Raw genomic sequence first — 15,963 nt, 5'->3', positions numbered from 1 at the left:
GGTTCAGCCAGCAAGTGAAACCTTTCGCTACGATCCCTTCGCATTGTACACGGTAAACAGCTCCTTCGGCTCGGCTACTCCGCGCAGCATGTAGCGCCCGACAGAAATCAGGTCCTGACCGCAGGGTTGTGCCGCGCGTGCGACGTCATCCGAGATCAATATCCTCTGCCCCAAAGACCGATGCATCCCAGCTATCCGAGCAGTCTGATTCACAGCCGGGCCGATGACCGTGAAGTCCAGCCGGGTTTCTGATCCGATATTGCCATACAGAATCTCGCCCGCATGGAGCGCCAGAGTGAAATTGGCGACGGGCAGGCCAGCGGCCACACGACTGGCGTTCAGCTTTGCGATCCGTTCCTGCACCACCGGCACTGCCTTCAACGCGGCGCGGGCGTCTTCGTCAATCTCGCCGACATCGAACATAGCCATCAGCCCGTCGCCCATGAACTTAAGGATATTGCCGCGGTTGTCATGCACGACGCCCACAGCCACCGCCAAATAGTCGTTCAGCATGTCGATGATTTCGGCACCCGGCAGTTCTTCGGACAGGCTGGTGAAACCCTCAAGATCAAAGTTCCAGATCACCGCATCGATCTGCTGCAACGACCCGCGCCGGATCTCGCCTGACAACACACGCCGTCCCGCGTCTCGTCCCAGGTAAACTCGCATCAGGTCTTTGGATACCCGCGCGTTGGAAGCTGATTTCAACGCCAACCCCAGATGCGGCAAAGCGGTATTGATCAACGACAAATCGCCGTCACGAAACCCTTCGGGCGCGTCAGACGTCCAAGACATCAGCACACCGTCCACAGCCTTTTTAGCGTCTTTCGGCCCATTATGGGTTGGAACATCAAAGGTCACACCGGTCGCATAGTAATCGGTGGCGCCAATTTCACGCAGGTCGTTCAACAAGGGAAAGCGACTGGCTTCATTCTGATCGACAAGGCGTTCGTGAATCACCTCGACCTCATCATTCAGGATGGCAAAAAGCGGGCTTTGCTTCCACATTTCGCTGGGTTCTTCTGAATACTCAAAAGTCTCAAAATCCCCACCCTGACCTTGATACCAGCTAAAGCCGGTGCCGCCATATACCGGGTGCAGCGCCGATTGCGCGGCGTGAAAGCGCATCAGTGGAACGCCCAGCTCCACCAGTTTTTCACAATACCCGTCCAGCAGCTGGTTCTTGTCGGCGCCTTCCAGACCGCGCGTGACCAGCCAATTGATCAGGTCACTGGATTTTGTTGTCTCACTGTCCAAGGCGATCATGTGTTAATCCTGTTATCATTATGCCCCCGATCTGGTGACGCTGGTTCGTGATTACCAGTGCTTAGCCAATATGTCCCAGACGGCGCAGCATTTTGCGCAACAGGTCGGTTTCCTCGGCACTAAACAGCCCGGCCAGCTTCGCATCGTATTGCGCGGCAATACTACATAAATCGCGGTAGGCGGCTTGCCCGGCAGGCGTCAGGGTCAATTCCTCGACCCTGCGATCTGCCTCGCAGCGCGAGCGCTTTAGGTAGCGGCGTGTTTCCAGCCGGTGCACGGCGCGACTGATCTTGGTCTTGTGTATCCGGGCTCTGGTGCCGATCTCTTTTGCTGTCAATTTGCCGTAATTGCCCAAATGGAACAGCACCCGCCATTCCGTGCGCAGCATGCCATAACGGTTCTTGTAAACCTGCTGAAACTCTAAAGAGCTTTCCTCGGCCGCGCGATTCAGCAGGTAAGGCAAGAAATCCTGCAGATCAAAGTCATCATTTTTTGCGGAATCGTGCTGTGTCATGCTTGTTAGTTACAAAATCAACTATTATCCGACAAGCAGCAAATGGAGGAACACAGGATGAACCATCCGACTGATCCGCACACACTGACGCAGGCCAGCACCCCAGTTGGCACCCATGCCGGCTATATGCCCGGGTTTGGAAATGACTTTGAATCCGAGGCCCTGCCCGGCGCGTTGCCACAGGGGATGAACAGCCCTCAGAAATGCAATTACGGCCTGTACGGCGAACAGCTTAGCGGGACCGCCTTTACCGCAAACCCGCCGGAACGGACATGGTGCTATCGCATCCGGCCGTCGGTCAAGCATTCGCACCGTTATGAAAAGATCGCCCTGCCCTATTGGAAATCCGCACCATGCGTTGATCCTGATGTAATTAGCCTGGGTCAATACCGCTGGGATGCAGTGCCGCATACCGACGAGGGACTGACCTGGTTGACCGGCATGCGCACGATGACCACCGCGGGTGACGTGAACACGCAGGTCGGCATGGCCAGCCATATCTATCTGGTCACAGAATCCATGGTGGATGAGTATTTCTTTTCGGCCGATTCCGAACTGCTGGTGGTACCACAAGAAGGCCGCCTGCGTTTTGCAACCGAGCTGGGTGTCATCGATCTGGAGCCCAAGGAGATCGCCATCCTTCCGCGCGGTCTGGTATACCGAGTTGAGGTGCTGGAAGGCCCCGCACGCGGGTTTGTCTGCGAGAATTATGGCCAGAAATTCGAATTGCCGGGACGAGGGCCCATTGGTGCCAACTGCATGGCCAACCCACGGGATTTCAAGGCGCCTGTAGCCGCTTTCGAGGATCGCGAAGTGCCCTCAACCGTAACCGTGAAATGGTGCGGGCAGTTCCACAGCACCAAGATTGGCCAAAGCCCACTGGACGTGGTGGCCTGGCATGGCAATTACGCGCCCTACAAATACGACTTGCGCACTTATTGCCCGGTTGGTGCCATTCTGTTTGACCACCCGGATCCGTCGATCTTTACCGTTCTGACTGCGCCCTCAGGCCAACCCGGCACGGCCAATATCGACTTTGTCCTGTTCCGCGAGCGCTGGATGGTGGCCGAAGACACGTTCCGCCCGCCCTGGTATCACAAGAACATCATGTCTGAACTGATGGGCAACATTTACGGCCAGTATGACGCCAAGCCGCAGGGCTTTGTTCCCGGTGGCATGAGCCTGCATAACATGATGCTGCCGCATGGGCCTGACAAGGAGGCATTTGAGAAAGCGTCAAATTCCAACCTCGGGCCGGACAAGTTGGACAATACAATGTCCTTCATGATCGAAACCCGCTTCCCACAGCATTTGACCGGGTTTGCCGCCGACAAGGCCCCGCTTCAGGATGATTACATTGACTGCTGGACGTCACTTGAGAAAAAGTTTGACGGCACACCGGGCAAGAAATGACACCAAGTAAAGGTTTGGAGACACAATGCCATTGATGAAATCCTGGGTGGTCTCGGCCAATGATGCCGATCACCCGTTCCCTCTGAACAACCTGCCCTATGGCGTGTTTTCAACCGAAGGCTCTGACCCGCGCTGCGGAGTAGCGATCGGTGACATGATCCTGGACGTCACCACTGCTGAGGTTGAAGGTCTGATTACGCTGTCAGACGAGCCCCTGTTCGACCTGCCCTTCTGGAACCCGCTGATGGAGGAAGGCCCAGCCGTCTGGGCCGCCTTGCGCAACCGGTTGACCGACCTGCTGGCTGAAAGCAGCGAGGCACGTGGTGACATTGAACCTATGCTGGTCGCTCAAGACGACGCGGAAATGCATATGCCGTTTGCCGTCAGCGAATACACCGACTTCTACGCCGGTCGGAACCATGCCCAAAACGTGGGCACCATGTTTCGCGGCGCGGAAAACGCGCTGCCGCCTAACTGGCTGCACATTCCGATCGGGTATAACGGCCGGGCATCTTCGGTCGTGGTCTCGGGCACGAATATCCGCCGCCCCTGGGGGCAGTTGAAGGCCCCGGATCAGGATCATCCTGCGTTCCTGCCCAGTCGCCGCTTTGATATCGAGCTTGAGATGGGCGCAATTGTCGGCACCCCGTCAGACGGGCCAGTCACGGTACAAGAGGCCGACGACAACATCTTTGGCTATGTGCTGCTGAACGACTGGTCGGCCCGTGACATTCAGGCCTGGGAATACCAGCCGCTTGGCCCGTTTCAGGCCAAAGCGACGGCGACCTCAATCAGCCCGTGGATCGTCACTAAGGCGGCGCTTGAGCCGTTTCGCTGTGACACGCCCGCGCGCGAATTCGAGCTGTTGGACCATCTGAAAGACTGCGGCCCGATGCTGTATGACATCAACCTGTCCGTGACGATGGCACCTGACGGAAAAGACGCCACCACCATCGCGCGCACCAACTACAACCAGATGTATTACTCTGCCGCCCAGCAACTGGCGCATCATTCCACTTCGGGTTGTCCGATGAACACAGGCGACCTGCTGGGATCAGGCACGATTTCAGGCCCGACCAAACCCGAACGCGGCTCACTGCTGGAACTCAGCTGGGGCGGCAAAGAGCCCCTGACGCTGGACAGCGGCGAGACACGCAGTTTCATCGAAGACGGCGACGTCCTGACCCTGACGGGCGCAGCCAAAGGCAAGGGTTACACAATCGGGTTCGGCGATTGTGTTGGCTCCGTGTTGCCTGCTCTTGAAAACCCGTACGCACGATAAGGAATCCAGCATGGCCAAGGCATTCGCGTCCCAAGGGGATATGTCGGAAAAGAAAATCACCTTCACCGAAGTGGGTGAAGGTCTCTATGCCTTCACTGCCGAGGGCGACCCAAATTCGGGCGTTATCATTGGCGACGACAGCGTGATGATTGTCGAGGCTCAGGCAACTCCGCGCCTGGCGGGCAAGGTGATCGAATGTGTCCGCTCGGTCACCGACAAACCAATCACCCACGTGGCGCTGACGCATTACCACGCGGTGCGCGTTCTGGGGGCCAGTGCATTTGGTGCGCAGCAAATCCTTATGTCCGATATGGCCCGCGCCATGGTGGTCGAGCGCGGTCAAGAAGACTGGGACAGCGAGTTTCAACGTTTTCCCCGACTGTTCGAAGGGCATGAAAGCATCCCCGGCCTGACCTGGCCCACCACGACGTTCAGCGATACGATGACTGTGTATCTGGGCAATCGCCGGATCGACCTGATGCATCTGGGCCGCGCGCACACGGCAGGTGACATTGTCATCCATGTACCCGATCAGAACGTGATGTTCACCGGCGATATCGTCGAATACCACTCGGCCTGCTATTGCGGCGACGGTCATTTCAGCGATTGGGGTGATACTCTGGACCAAATCAAATGGTTCGATGTGGACGCCATCGCGCCAGGACGGGGGAACGCTCTGATCGGCAAGGATATGGTGAACGCTGCAATTGAGAATACCCGTGATTTTGTCGAAAGCACCTATCGCCCGGCGGCCAAAGTGGCAGCCCGCGGTGGATCACTTAAAGAAGCCTGGGATGCTGTGCGCGCCGAATGTGATCCGAAGTTCGCTGACTATGCGATCTACGAACATTGCCTGCCCTTCAACGTCGCCCGCGCCTATGATGAGGCCCGAGGCATCGACACGCCGCGTATCTGGACCGCGCAACGCGACCTGGACATGTGGGAGGCTTTGCAAGGTTAAGGACATTCCGTCGCATTTGATCCAGATCGTTTTACCCGTGGGGAATTGGTGAAACCATCGCTGTAAGGCCCATGGCATATGCCTGCCGGGGAACGAAATCTTTTGCGCCACCGGCGCCAGAGTATCAGGGGAGAACCCATGAACAAGATTTTTGAAACTCCGCTCTATGCTTATCAGCGCAGCCCGGATCAGGATGCAGCGACGCCTGTGCGGCACAAAGCAATCGTTGTAGGGGCGGGGCCGGTTGGATTGGCCGCCGCGATCGACCTTGCCCAACAGGGGATCGCAGTTGTTGTGCTGGACGAAAACGACAAGGTCAGCTTTGGCAGCCGCGCCATATGCTTTTCTCAGCGAACGCTCGAGATTGCCGACCGTCTGGGTACGGGGCGACAGATGGTGGACAAGGGCGTGCTTTGGGATGCTGGCAAGGTCTATTTTGATGATCGCCAAGTGTACGAATTTGACCTGCAACCCGACACCGGTTACGCCAACCCTGCCTTCATCAACCTTCAGCAATACTATTTCGAAGATGCGCTGGTGGCCCGAGTTCGGGAATTACAGGCCGCGGGCGCACCGATCGAGATTCGCGGGCACAACAAGGTCGACGCCATCGGCACTCATGGCACCCATGTCGCGCTTGAGGTCGACACCCCTGAAGGGCCTTATAACATCGAAGCCGAATGGCTGATCGCCTGCGACGGGGCCAGCTCACCCACCCGGCGAATGCTGGGATTGGATTTCGAAGGTCGCGTGTTCGAAGACAATTTCCTGATCGCAGATGTGGTGATGGAGGCCGACTTCCCTTCGGAACGTTGGTTCTGGTTTGACCCGCCGTTCAACCGCGGCCAATCCGCCCTACTGCACAAACAGCCGGACAATGTCTGGCGCATCGACCTGCAGCTGGGCTGGGATATCGACAAGGAACACGAAAAGCGGCCCGAAAACGTCATACCACGCCTCAAGGCCATGCTGGGCGAAGATGTCGAGTTCGATCTTGAATGGGTATCAATCTACACGTTCCAGTGCCGCCGGATGGATCGTTTCCGCCATGGTCGGGTATTGTTTGCGGGCGACAGCGCCCATCAGGTCAGCCCGTTTGGGGCCCGCGGGGCCAATTCCGGCGTCCAGGATACAGATAACCTGTGCTGGAAGTTGAAGCTGGTCATTGATGGCCAGGCACCTGAGTTGCTGCTGGACAGCTATAGCCACGAACGTGTGCAGGCAGCCGATGAGAACATCACAAACTCAACCCGCTCAACCGATTTCATCACCCCGAAATCCGAGATGTCGCGTCTGTTGCGCGATGCGGTTCTGGACCTCAGCGAACATTACGACTTTGCCCGCCCGCTGGTTAACTCCGGACGGCTCAGCACGCCCTGCACCTATACGGGCAGTTCTCTGAACTCGGCAGACGCGCTGAACGGGCCGGAAGTGACCCGGCCGGGCGCGGCATGTCCGGACGCGCCTTTGGGGGATGAATTTCTATTGCCGAAACTGGCAGGCAAGTTCACTTTGTTGACCATCGACGCGGACGCGCCTGACCGAATTGAAGAAGGCGGGATTGAAGCTACCCGTCTGGCGCTGTCGGTCAAGGATGACCTGACGCTGGAACTGAAACGCCGCTATCTGGGGGGTGCGACCAGTGCGGCCTATCTGATCCGCCCGGATCAGCACGTCGCTGCGCGGCGGGACAATTACGAAGAAAACGCGTTCCGGCAGGCGATCCGACGCGCAACCGGTAAGGAGTAGAAACGATGACCGATCTGATACTCACCCCGAATATCGACAATGCCGATGATTTCTATGCCGGGTTGCTGTCGGTGCATGAGGGGCTGGACCCTGCACAAAGCGATGCGCTGAACGCGCGGCTGGTGCTGGTGCTGGCGAACCATATCGGCAATTCCGAAGTCCTGGCGCAAGCGCTGGATGCCGCCGCGCTCAAAGGCCGCTGACGACATGGGTGACGTGGCCCTCTACGATTACTGGCGTTCATCCGCCAGCTACCGGGTACGCATCGCGCTGAATCTGGCAGGGATCGCGTATCGGGCCGTCACGGTCGATTTGAGGGCCGGCGAGCACAGCTCGGACGCTCATCTGGAGCGCAATCCGCAAGGCTTTGTGCCGGTGCTAGAAATTGATGGCTTTCGGCTGACTCAGTCTTTGGCGATCATCGACTATTTGGATCATACACGCGGCGTTGGGCTATTGCCCTCTGACCCGGTAGAACGCGCGCGCGCGACGGCGCTGGCGCACTCCATCGCCGTGGACGTGCATCCGGTGTGCAACCTGTCCGTCGCGCAGCACGCCACCTCGCTCAGCGGTGGGGCCGAAGGGATGCCCGGCGACTGGATGCGCCATTTTATCCGCCCCGGTCTGCTGGCATTCGAGGCACTGCTGCGCGGTTTTGAACAGACCCCCTTTTGCACCGGTATTCGCCCTGGTCTGGCGGATCTGTGCCTGATCCCGCAGATGTATAACGCCCGCCGGTGGGATGTGGATCTGACCAACCTGCCCCGCATTCTTCAGATCGAGGCTAACTGCGCCGATCACCCGGCGTTCATTGCGGCCCACCCGGACGCACACGCGCCGACCTGAGCCGCCGCACAGGGTCTGTGTACGGGTGGGGATAGGATCAGCCTGCCATCGGTCTTACCTTGCCTGAAACGTCTGAAGGAGACCGCAATGCCCGAAATTACTGGTTACCACGCGCACATCTATTTCGATGCCACCACACAAGGGACGGCGCAACAGCTATGCGATGAGGCTGCGCGGTTGTTCCCGGTTCAGGTCGGCCGGATGCACGCCCGGAATGTCGGTCCGCATCCACGTTGGAGCTGCCAGTTGGCCTTTGCCCCCAAGGTATTTGAACAGGTCATTCCATGGCTGATGCTGAACCGGCAAGGCCTGACGATCTTTACCCATCCCGAAACCGGCGATCATCTGACCGATCACCGGGACCGAGCCATCTGGATGGGCGAGATGCTTGCGTTGGATCTGTCGATCTTTGACAAAATGGGCGCTTAATCCAGCGCCCTTGCTTGATCCCGCAGCTTGAACTTCTGGATTTTGCCGGTCGATGTTTTGGGCAGCGGTCCGAACACAACCGTTCTGGGCGCTTTGAAATGGGCCATGTTATCCCGGCAAAAGGTGATTATATCCGCGTCAGACACTTGCACACCCGGCTTAAGCTCGACAAAGGCGCAAGGCGTCTCACCCCATTTGACATCCGGGCGCGCAACAACGGCGGCCTCCATCACGGCCGGGTGTTTGTAGAGGACATCTTCGACCTCAACCGATGAGATATTTTCACCCCCCGAGATGATGATATCCTTGGACCGGTCTTTCAGCGCGATATAGCCGTCTGGGTGCATCACCCCAAGATCGCCCGAGGCGAACCAGCCACCGTTAAAGGCCTGGTCCGTGGCCTCAGCGTTCTTCAGATAGCCTTTCATGACGACATTGCCCTGCATGAAGATTTCACCCATGGTCTCACCGTCCGCCGGAACAGGTTCCAGCGTTTCTGGATCGGCAACCATCAACCCCGACAAGGCGGTATAGCGCACGCCCTGGCGCACTTTGAGCGCGGCACGTTCCTCGGCGCTTTTGCTGTTCCATTCGTCCTTCCAGGCACAGACCACCGAAGGTCCGTATGTTTCGGTCAGACCGTAAACATGGGTCACTTCGATGCCCATACCTTCCATATTCTCGATGACAGCCGCCGGCGGTGGCGCCCCTGCTGTCATCACCTTGATCTCGTGATCGAAATCCTTGAGGTGATCAGGCGCATTGGCCAGCATGTTCAGAACAATCGGCGCGCCGCAGAAATGTGTGACCTTTTCTTCCCGGAAGGCGGCATAGATAGGCTCGTCTCGCACGGCGCGCAAACAGACTGAAACCCCTGCGTTCGCGGCCATCGCCCAGGGAAAACACCAGCCGTTGCAGTGGAACATCGGCAGGGTCCACAGATAGACCGAGTGTTTCGGCATATTCCAATCCAGCAAATCCGATTGCGCATTAAGCGCGGCCCCGCGGTGGTGATACACAACACCTTTGGGGTTGCCCGTGGTGCCCGAGGTATAATTCAGCGTGATCGCATCCCACTCATCCTTGGGCAGTACCCATTCAAACTCTGGATCACCTTCCCCCAACAGCGCGTCATAAGTCAGGCTGCCCAGCCTTTCGCCGCCGTCAAAACTGGGGTCTTCGATATCAATGACCAGAATGTCGTGATCAACCTGACTCAGCGCCTCTTTCACCGTGCCTGAAAACTCGGGATCGACCAGCAGAACCCTGGATTCCGCGTGGTTCAGGATGAAGGCGATGATCGGCGCGTCCAGACGTGTGTTGATTGCGTTCAGAACCGCGCCAGCCATGGGCACACCAAAATGCGCCTCGTACATCTCGGGAATGTTTGCGGCAATGATCGACACCGTATCGCCTGCGCCGATGCCCCGCGCGGTCAATGCACCGGCCAGACGGCGGCACCGGGCGTAGGTTTCGGCCCATTCATAACGACGCGCGCCATAAACCACCGAGGGGTAGTCCGGATAGATCAGTGCGGTGCGCTCGATAAAACTCAGCGGTGACAGCGGTGTGTAGTTTGCCCGGCATTTGTCCAAATGCCTTTCATAGATGTTGGCCTCTGTCATCGGCTGACCCTTCCAGTTCGCTTGTTGCGCGACTTGACCACAAAGATGCGCGTCTGACAAACCCGTAGAAATACGGCGGGCATGGACTGGCGTTACGCGATAGTGCAGTCTGGCCCTATCCACCGATGGCCTTTCGCGGTGATCTGAACCATCGAAATACAAAGCCGGGGCAGCTTCGTTCCCGTAATTTGCGCACCCATTTCTTCTGAAAGGACATGTCATGGACGGCACGTTCAATGAAAACGATCTTTCCCGTGTGGTCGAAGCCGACCGCGCTCATATCTGGCACCACCTGATCCAGCATAAACCCTTTGAAACAAACGATCCGCGGATCATTGTCGAAGGCAAGGGCATGCGTGTCTGGGACCAGAACGGCAAAGAGCATCTGGACGCCGTTTCTGGCGGTGTCTGGACGGTGAACGTGGGCTATGGCCGCGAATCGATCTGCAAGGCGGTCTACGATCAGTTGATGAAACTGTGCTACTTCGCCAACTCTGCGGGTTCGATCCCCGGGTCCATTTTTGCTGAAAAGCTGATCAGCAAAATGCCGGGGATGAGCCGGGTCTATTACACCAATTCGGGGTCTGAGGCGAACGAGAAAGCGTTCAAGATGGTCCGCCAGATCGCCCATAAGAAATACGGCGGCAAGAAAACCAAGATCCTGTACCGCGACCGCGATTATCATGGATCCACCCTGGCGGCGATGTCGGCTGGTGGCCAGGATGAACGCAACGCCCAATATGGTCCCTTCGCCCCCGATTTCGTGCGCGTTCCCCATTGCATGGAATACCGCAAGCACGAGTTGGATGGCGCGCCAGAAGAGAACTTTGGCGAATGGGCTGCAGATCAGATTGAAGAGGTCATTCTGCGCGAAGGCCCTGACACCGTCGGTGCCCTGTGCCTTGAGCCGGTGACGGCGGGAGGTGGCGTGATCGAAGCCCCTGAGGGGTATTGGCAGCGCGTACAAGAGATCTGCAAGAAATACGACATCCTGCTGCATATCGATGAGGTTGTCTGCGGCGTTGGTCGTACAGGCACCTGGTTTGGTTATCAGCAATACGGCGTAAAACCTGATTTCGTCACTATGGCCAAAGGTGTGGCTTCGGGCTATGCGGCAATTGCCTGCCTAGTCACCACCGAGGAAATCTTTGACAACTTCAAGGATGATGCGGCGGATCCGATGAGCTATTTCCGCGATATCTCGACCTTTGGTGGCTGCACGGCTGGTCCGGCGGCGGCGATCGAGAATATGCGCATCATCGAGGACGAAAACCTGCTGGGTAATTGCGTCGACATGGGCGAACGGATGACCGGCAACCTTCAGGCGCTGATGGAAAAGCACAAAGTCGTCGGCGATGTCCGCGGCAAGGGTCTTTTCCTGGGGGCGGAACTGGTCGCGGATCGATCCTCCCGCGAGCCCGTTGACGAGAAGCTGGCGCAGGCTGTTGTGGCCGACTGTATGGCGCAGGGCGTGATCATCGGCGTCACCAACCGCTCGGTCCCTGGTCGGAACAACACGCTGTGTTTCTCGCCTGCATTGATCGCTACCGCAGACGATATCGACCAGATCACCGATGCGGTCGACGGCGCGCTGGGACGTGTGTTCGGCTGACACTGCACAACGTCTTATGCCAATCGAGACATCAAAAACCGGCGCGTCCTGCGCCGGTTTTTTTGGGTCACACATCGGTTTGCCAAATCTATGAACTCGGATAGCCTGCAATTACCCCACGCAGGAGATTGGTTCATGCTATTCAAATTTGCGCGCAGCCTCGCCGCTGCAATTGTTATTGCCTTTGCGACCCCCGTCAGCGCCGAGGACGGCAGCGGTTTCCCTCAGATCGTCGGCACCTGGACCGGCACCTATCTGGTGGCTTTCGCGAAATCGAACCCAAACCACGACAAGGGCCTGCTGCAGACCGAAATGGAGCTGGAGATCACCAAGCTGGACGGCAACCTGATCACCGCCACCAACCGCTGGCGTCGGATTGGCGACAAGGACTGGATCGTCGAAGAGGCAATGGGCACATTCTCACTGGACGACCCAACCCGTTTTGTTCTGGCCGAGGCTGGGATATCCGGTGACGACGTTTCTTCGGGGATATTCAACGGGGTCTATGTGGATGACGTGCTTATGGTCACCTATGCCGGTCCAGGCACCGGCGTTGCCTTTGCGGCGCAGTTGGTGAAAAAGGACAAGAACAAATAGGCCAGCAAGCGCGTTTCGCGCGTAACGAAGGCCTACACCAAGCGCACCCGGGTTTTCTCTGGTGATTGATTACGATGCTTTGTCTTACGTCCGGTCGGCGGGCAATAACTGCCGTTCATGGTAACAGGGTGAACGGCAGCATTGCTGCATTTTCCTCAACACCGCCGAAGCAGCCCTTCTGTTGGGGCTGAACTGGCGACGGGTTCTCAAGGCTAGGTCATCGCTTTTCAGGCTTTGGCAGGATGAACGGATAGACCGTTCTGCGGACATTCCGCGCCCACCACGCGTTGACCAGTTTCAGCCGATAGATGAACTCATAGGACCCCGCGTCCTTTTTGTAGGCCTCGTCCACCTCTTCCCGGGTGATCTGTGCGTCGGCCGGCAGCAAACGGTTCGACGCGATCAGCGCAGGTTCAATCCACTGCGGCATGCCCTCACGGTTCAAATTGCCGAGCAAATCGATGCAGTTTTCACGCAGATCGTAGTAAGATTTCAACAACTCGGGGGCCACGAACCGGCGTAAAAAGGGGTGCATTATTGCCGGATAGGGTTGCAAAACGATATCAAGGTCCAACAATTCCTTCCCAGCCGCCGTGCGCATCATCGGTGTTGAAACATCAATTTGCATGACTTTCCCGTCGAGCCAGACCCAATTCGACACCTGAGCATCAATACCAAGCTGTGGATTGATCGCGTTCTTTGTGGTTTCCAGAACGGCATTCAGCACCGGGTGGTCGGCGTCCGGCGTGGCCGCGCGCAGGACATTCGAAACCAATTGCTCCTTTTTTGCCATCGGCTGGCAAAGGTAGAGCGAGACGCCGCCCTGAGCGGTCTCGGTGATGCGGCCCTCGGTGGGCACGACCGGACACTCTGCCTCTCTCAGTTTAGAGATATAGTCGTTGACCGTTTCTAGGTACGCTTCGGCATACGCGCGGCCCGGAAACGGCGGTAGGCGTTTGAATGCCGCAACGGGGTTATCATCTGGGAACGCCACCGTGACGCAGATTTCACCCTGACCAAGGGTTTTGAGCGGATGAAACTCCTGGTCGCGCAGATGGGCGTCAACTGCCCGCTCCATGTCTTTGGTCACTTCATCCGAGACGTCGATCTTGGGAACCGAAGCTGCAATTGCCGTTTTGGGACGCGCTTCGGCTTTTGGCACCGGCAGGTCCTTCATGGCGGAAAGGGCATCGTCCAGACGTTCCATGCCTTTCTTCGCGGTCTCCATATCCAGCAGCACACCGGGTTTGAACTGCAGCGCCGACATGTCGAAACCTGCAAAAATCGCCCAAACGCCGCGTTCAACAAGCTCTTTCATCAAAATGACGCCACCATCGGCATAAGAGGTCTTGAGTCCGATCACCAACCCGGTCTGATGCACAGTTTCCAGATGCGGATGGCGCGTCTGCAACTTGGCCAGAGAGGTTTCGAAATAGGCCGACAACTTGGCCACGTTTTCGGACACCTCGGGGCGTTGGGCCATCTCGATAACCTTTTGGCCGACCAAACAGCCCAGTTCGGACCCGCCAAAGGTCGAAACATGGCCCCAACCAAATTCCTTAAGGTAGGTGCTGCAGCGATCCGCCATCAGCAGCGCAGCCGAGGGGTAGATGCCGCCGCTCAGACCTTTGCCGGTGACCAGCAGATCCGGTTCGATCCCAAAGGTCTGGCTGCCCCACAGCTTACCCGTGCGCATCAAGCCGGTCTGCACTTCGTCGGCAATGTAAAGTGTACCGTATTTCCGGCACAGCTCGGCCACGCCTGGCAGATAGCCGGGATCGGGCGGCATGAAACCGGCAGTGGCGGGGATGGTTTCAATCAGTGCCGCCGCGACTTGGCCGGTGGATAGCACCCGCTCTAACGCGTCGAGATCGTTGAACGGAACCTTTAGGAAAACTTCCGGATTATCGCTAAGGAAGTATTCTGCAGTGCTTGCATCACCAGCGGCACCGGACAGGCCCGAGCGCCCATGATAAGCGCAATCAAAGGCCACGATGGCACGTCGGCCGGTCGTCTGCCGCGCCACTTTGATGGCAAGGTCCACAGCCTCAGATCCGCCCGAAGCGTAGGATACGTACGGCATGTCGCCTGGTGCCGCGGCGACTAGTGCCTCGGCAAGCTCGGCACGGGGATCGCTGGGGAAATGGTGATTCCCCAGATCATATTTTTCCAGACCTTCCTGCAGCGCGGCGATGAATTCCGGATGGCGGTGGCCGAAGTTATAGGTGCCGCCATTTAGGTGAAAATCGAGGTATTCCTTGCCGTTGACGTCCTTGAACCCATAGCCTTCTCGCTCACCGATCAGGATATCTACGCCAGCCTTGCGGAACGTATCGAGACGATGCGGAATGAGATGTTTGTAGTTGAGGTCAAGAACATGTGACCTGCTGTTGTCACCGGACATTTCAGCCGCTGCGTTTCTCTTGTCAGTCATTAGAATTCCTCCACGTTTCGTGTCGCACCATCGGTTTGAACCGATCTGCCGCAATCTCTGCGCCGCTTCGATGCGCGCCCACGGCTTCACCTACGCGCACAGCGCGTGAAGTGCCTCCCACCTTGGGCGCGATCCTGATGGTGATGTTCGCTGGTGCAGACAGCGCGTTTCCCACAAGCTCATCTATGGCTGGACAATGACACGCAACGGAGGCACCCACCTTGCCAGTTGCGTTCGCGTTTTTGACATTTTTGATCAGTGTGCCTGCATAAAAAGCTTAGCTTCCAGGACCGAAAGTGAAAATATCAGCTTATCGCACGTTTTCGGAACTTGAGCGGACTGATCCCTTCCTCTCGCTTGAAGGCACGGTTGAAGGCACTGATTTCCGCATACCCAAGGTCCTCGGAAATTTCTGACACGGATTTATCCGTTAGTTCCAGCGCCTCGCGTGCCGCAGCTTGAAGAACGTCCAGGCGCAGTCGTCGGAAAGAGGTTTCTTCGTCGTTCAACCGCCGCCGGAGGTTTGTAGCGGACATATTTAAATGTTCCGCCATCAGCTCCGCGCGCATTTCGGCCTGGCCAATCCGTGATGACAGGATCAAACGCACTTTGCGCGCCAAACTCTGGTCGCTCCAAGGCTGCGCCAAGATAGCATCCGCCTGATTGCGCAAAATAACGAGAAGTCCGGGGTCCGATCCATGAATTTCCTGCCTGAGAGTGCTTGCAGCAAAGGTCAATCGGTTCTCTGTCTGATCGAACCTGATATCGGCACCGAAAATCCTTCTATATACCGTCAGATCTTGGGACTTTGGAAAGGTGAAGCTGCAGGACTTTGGTCGCCAGTCTGGCCCCAATTTCTTGCGGAAAGCCCGAACTGCCGCGGCTCGGCAACTTCTGTTATATGCAGGCCGAGTGACGCATCGCCGAGCTGCCGCGCTGCCCATTCAAACAGATTCAGATAGTTTTCTGCAGAAGACACCGCATCAGGATCAAACAGCCGCGTCTTGTCGAGCTGCAGCCGCTCGCAAATATCACCCTCCGATACCCCGAGCTTATGAAGTGCCACAACCAGGTAATGTACGGGATGTTCGTCGCGCGAGCGCGTAGAAAGGTTAGTTGGCATCATTTCGTGATGATGCGTATTTCCGGGATGAAGTCAAAGTCAGCGGCGGCTGACTTTGTGATGAATTGGGAACCCATCATTTACCCGCATCGCAGAAGCCGTCGATTTGTAT

15 protein-coding genes are annotated in these 15,963 nt (G+C 57.4%); 9 read left to right on the top strand and 6 right to left on the bottom strand.

The window, feature by feature from the left end; translation table 11 throughout:
• Positions 1–27: 27 nt before the first annotated feature.
• Both SJY13_RS18875 and SJY13_RS18870 read right to left on the bottom strand, forming a co-directional pair.
• Entirely contained in the window at positions 28–1,266 is a 1,239-nt protein-coding gene (locus SJY13_RS18875; RefSeq protein ID WP_377193099.1) for an adenylate/guanylate cyclase domain-containing protein, read from the bottom strand.
• 61 nt (positions 1,267–1,327) lie between these two features.
• Positions 1,328–1,780: a MarR family winged helix-turn-helix transcriptional regulator gene (locus SJY13_RS18870; protein WP_377193097.1), complete on the bottom strand. Its 453-nt coding sequence runs from the start codon at positions 1,778–1,780 to the stop codon at positions 1,328–1,330.
• A gap of 57 nt (positions 1,781–1,837) precedes the next feature.
• Here SJY13_RS18870 and hmgA point away from each other — a divergent pair, with 57 nt between their 5' ends.
• The 7 genes from hmgA (at position 1,838) to SJY13_RS18835 (ending at position 8,460) form a co-directional block, all read left to right on the top strand.
• Positions 1,838–3,193, top strand: coding sequence for a homogentisate 1,2-dioxygenase (gene hmgA / locus SJY13_RS18865; RefSeq protein WP_377193095.1), 1,356 nt, complete (start codon positions 1,838–1,840; stop codon positions 3,191–3,193).
• Positions 3,194–3,218: 25 nt separating this feature from the next.
• Positions 3,219–4,475, top strand: coding sequence for a fumarylacetoacetase (fahA, locus tag SJY13_RS18860; protein ID WP_377193093.1), 1,257 nt, complete (start codon positions 3,219–3,221; stop codon positions 4,473–4,475).
• Between the two features lie 10 nt (positions 4,476–4,485).
• The gene (locus SJY13_RS18855) at positions 4,486–5,436 is read left to right on the top strand and encodes an MBL fold metallo-hydrolase (protein WP_085824391.1); all 951 of its coding nucleotides are present in this window, start codon (positions 4,486–4,488) and stop codon (positions 5,434–5,436) included.
• A gap of 138 nt (positions 5,437–5,574) precedes the next feature.
• On the top strand, positions 5,575–7,185 hold the full coding sequence (locus SJY13_RS18850; protein ID WP_377193091.1) for an FAD-dependent oxidoreductase: 1,611 nt from the start codon (positions 5,575–5,577) through the stop codon (positions 7,183–7,185).
• A 5-nt stretch (positions 7,186–7,190) separates the two neighbouring features.
• Positions 7,191–7,388 (top strand): DUF2783 domain-containing protein, encoded by a 198-nt coding sequence (locus SJY13_RS18845; RefSeq protein WP_085824389.1) that lies wholly within the window; start codon positions 7,191–7,193, stop codon positions 7,386–7,388.
• 4 nt (positions 7,389–7,392) lie between these two features.
• A complete protein-coding gene (gene maiA, locus SJY13_RS18840; RefSeq protein WP_377193718.1) occupies positions 7,393–8,031 on the top strand; it encodes a maleylacetoacetate isomerase in 639 nt (212 codons plus the stop codon).
• Between the two features lie 87 nt (positions 8,032–8,118).
• The gene (locus tag SJY13_RS18835; protein WP_085824388.1) at positions 8,119–8,460 is read left to right on the top strand and encodes a DOPA 4,5-dioxygenase family protein; all 342 of its coding nucleotides are present in this window, start codon (positions 8,119–8,121) and stop codon (positions 8,458–8,460) included.
• On the opposite strand, the gene SJY13_RS18830 is transcribed toward SJY13_RS18835, so the two are convergent.
• The gene (locus tag SJY13_RS18830; protein ID WP_377193089.1) at positions 8,457–10,085 is read right to left on the bottom strand and encodes an acyl-CoA synthetase; all 1,629 of its coding nucleotides are present in this window, start codon (positions 10,083–10,085) and stop codon (positions 8,457–8,459) included. The genes SJY13_RS18835 and SJY13_RS18830 overlap by 4 nt on opposite strands.
• A gap of 220 nt (positions 10,086–10,305) precedes the next feature.
• On the opposite strand from SJY13_RS18830, the gene SJY13_RS18825 reads away from it, so the two are divergent.
• Together SJY13_RS18825 and SJY13_RS18820 are read left to right on the top strand one after the other, a co-directional pair.
• Positions 10,306–11,697, top strand: coding sequence for an aminotransferase family protein (locus tag SJY13_RS18825; protein WP_377193087.1), 1,392 nt, complete (start codon positions 10,306–10,308; stop codon positions 11,695–11,697).
• Positions 11,698–11,832: 135 nt separating this feature from the next.
• Entirely contained in the window at positions 11,833–12,294 is a 462-nt protein-coding gene (locus tag SJY13_RS18820) for a hypothetical protein (RefSeq protein ID WP_085824385.1), read from the top strand.
• A 217-nt stretch (positions 12,295–12,511) separates the two neighbouring features.
• Here SJY13_RS18820 and SJY13_RS18815 read toward each other — a convergent pair whose 3' ends face one another.
• From SJY13_RS18815 to SJY13_RS18805, 3 genes are all read right to left on the bottom strand, one after another.
• Positions 12,512–14,728, bottom strand: coding sequence for an aminotransferase class III-fold pyridoxal phosphate-dependent enzyme (locus tag SJY13_RS18815; RefSeq protein ID WP_377193085.1), 2,217 nt, complete (start codon positions 14,726–14,728; stop codon positions 12,512–12,514).
• A gap of 305 nt (positions 14,729–15,033) precedes the next feature.
• Positions 15,034–15,582, bottom strand: a complete 549-nt coding sequence (locus SJY13_RS18810; protein WP_377193083.1) for a helix-turn-helix transcriptional regulator — start codon at positions 15,580–15,582, stop codon at positions 15,034–15,036.
• Complete coding sequence (locus tag SJY13_RS18805; protein WP_377193081.1) at positions 15,522–15,851, bottom strand: AraC family transcriptional regulator ligand-binding domain-containing protein; 330 nt, start codon at positions 15,849–15,851, stop codon at positions 15,522–15,524. The genes SJY13_RS18810 and SJY13_RS18805 overlap by 61 nt, the downstream gene beginning before the upstream one ends.
• Positions 15,852–15,963: the final 112 nt, after the last annotated feature.

It is taken from the genome of Ruegeria meonggei (assembly GCF_042768335.1).
Classification (GTDB): Bacteria; Pseudomonadota; Alphaproteobacteria; order Rhodobacterales; family Rhodobacteraceae; genus Ruegeria; species Ruegeria meonggei.
This window is presented reverse-complemented; position numbering and strand designations above follow the sequence as displayed.

Bases quoted from the DNA above. Each gene is read 5' to 3' on its own strand.
- SJY13_RS18875 (WP_377193099.1), bottom strand. From the start codon at position 1,266: ATGATCGCCTTGGACAGTGAGACAACAAAATCCAGTGACCTGATCAAT.
- SJY13_RS18870 (WP_377193097.1), bottom strand. From the start codon at position 1,780: ATGACACAGCACGATTCCGCAAAAAATGATGACTTTGATCTGCAGGAT.
- hmgA (WP_377193095.1), top strand. From the start codon at position 1,838: ATGAACCATCCGACTGATCCGCACACACTGACGCAGGCCAGCACCCCA.
- fahA (WP_377193093.1), top strand. From the start codon at position 3,219: ATGCCATTGATGAAATCCTGGGTGGTCTCGGCCAATGATGCCGATCAC.
- SJY13_RS18855 (WP_085824391.1), top strand. From the start codon at position 4,486: ATGGCCAAGGCATTCGCGTCCCAAGGGGATATGTCGGAAAAGAAAATC.
- SJY13_RS18850 (WP_377193091.1), top strand. From the start codon at position 5,575: ATGAACAAGATTTTTGAAACTCCGCTCTATGCTTATCAGCGCAGCCCG.
- SJY13_RS18845 (WP_085824389.1), top strand. From the start codon at position 7,191: ATGACCGATCTGATACTCACCCCGAATATCGACAATGCCGATGATTTC.
- maiA (WP_377193718.1), top strand. From the start codon at position 7,393: ATGGGTGACGTGGCCCTCTACGATTACTGGCGTTCATCCGCCAGCTAC.
- SJY13_RS18835 (WP_085824388.1), top strand. From the start codon at position 8,119: ATGCCCGAAATTACTGGTTACCACGCGCACATCTATTTCGATGCCACC.
- SJY13_RS18830 (WP_377193089.1), bottom strand. From the start codon at position 10,085: ATGACAGAGGCCAACATCTATGAAAGGCATTTGGACAAATGCCGGGCA.
- SJY13_RS18825 (WP_377193087.1), top strand. From the start codon at position 10,306: ATGGACGGCACGTTCAATGAAAACGATCTTTCCCGTGTGGTCGAAGCC.
- SJY13_RS18820 (WP_085824385.1), top strand. From the start codon at position 11,833: ATGCTATTCAAATTTGCGCGCAGCCTCGCCGCTGCAATTGTTATTGCC.
- SJY13_RS18815 (WP_377193085.1), bottom strand. From the start codon at position 14,728: ATGACTGACAAGAGAAACGCAGCGGCTGAAATGTCCGGTGACAACAGC.
- SJY13_RS18805 (WP_377193081.1), bottom strand. From the start codon at position 15,851: ATGCCAACTAACCTTTCTACGCGCTCGCGCGACGAACATCCCGTACAT.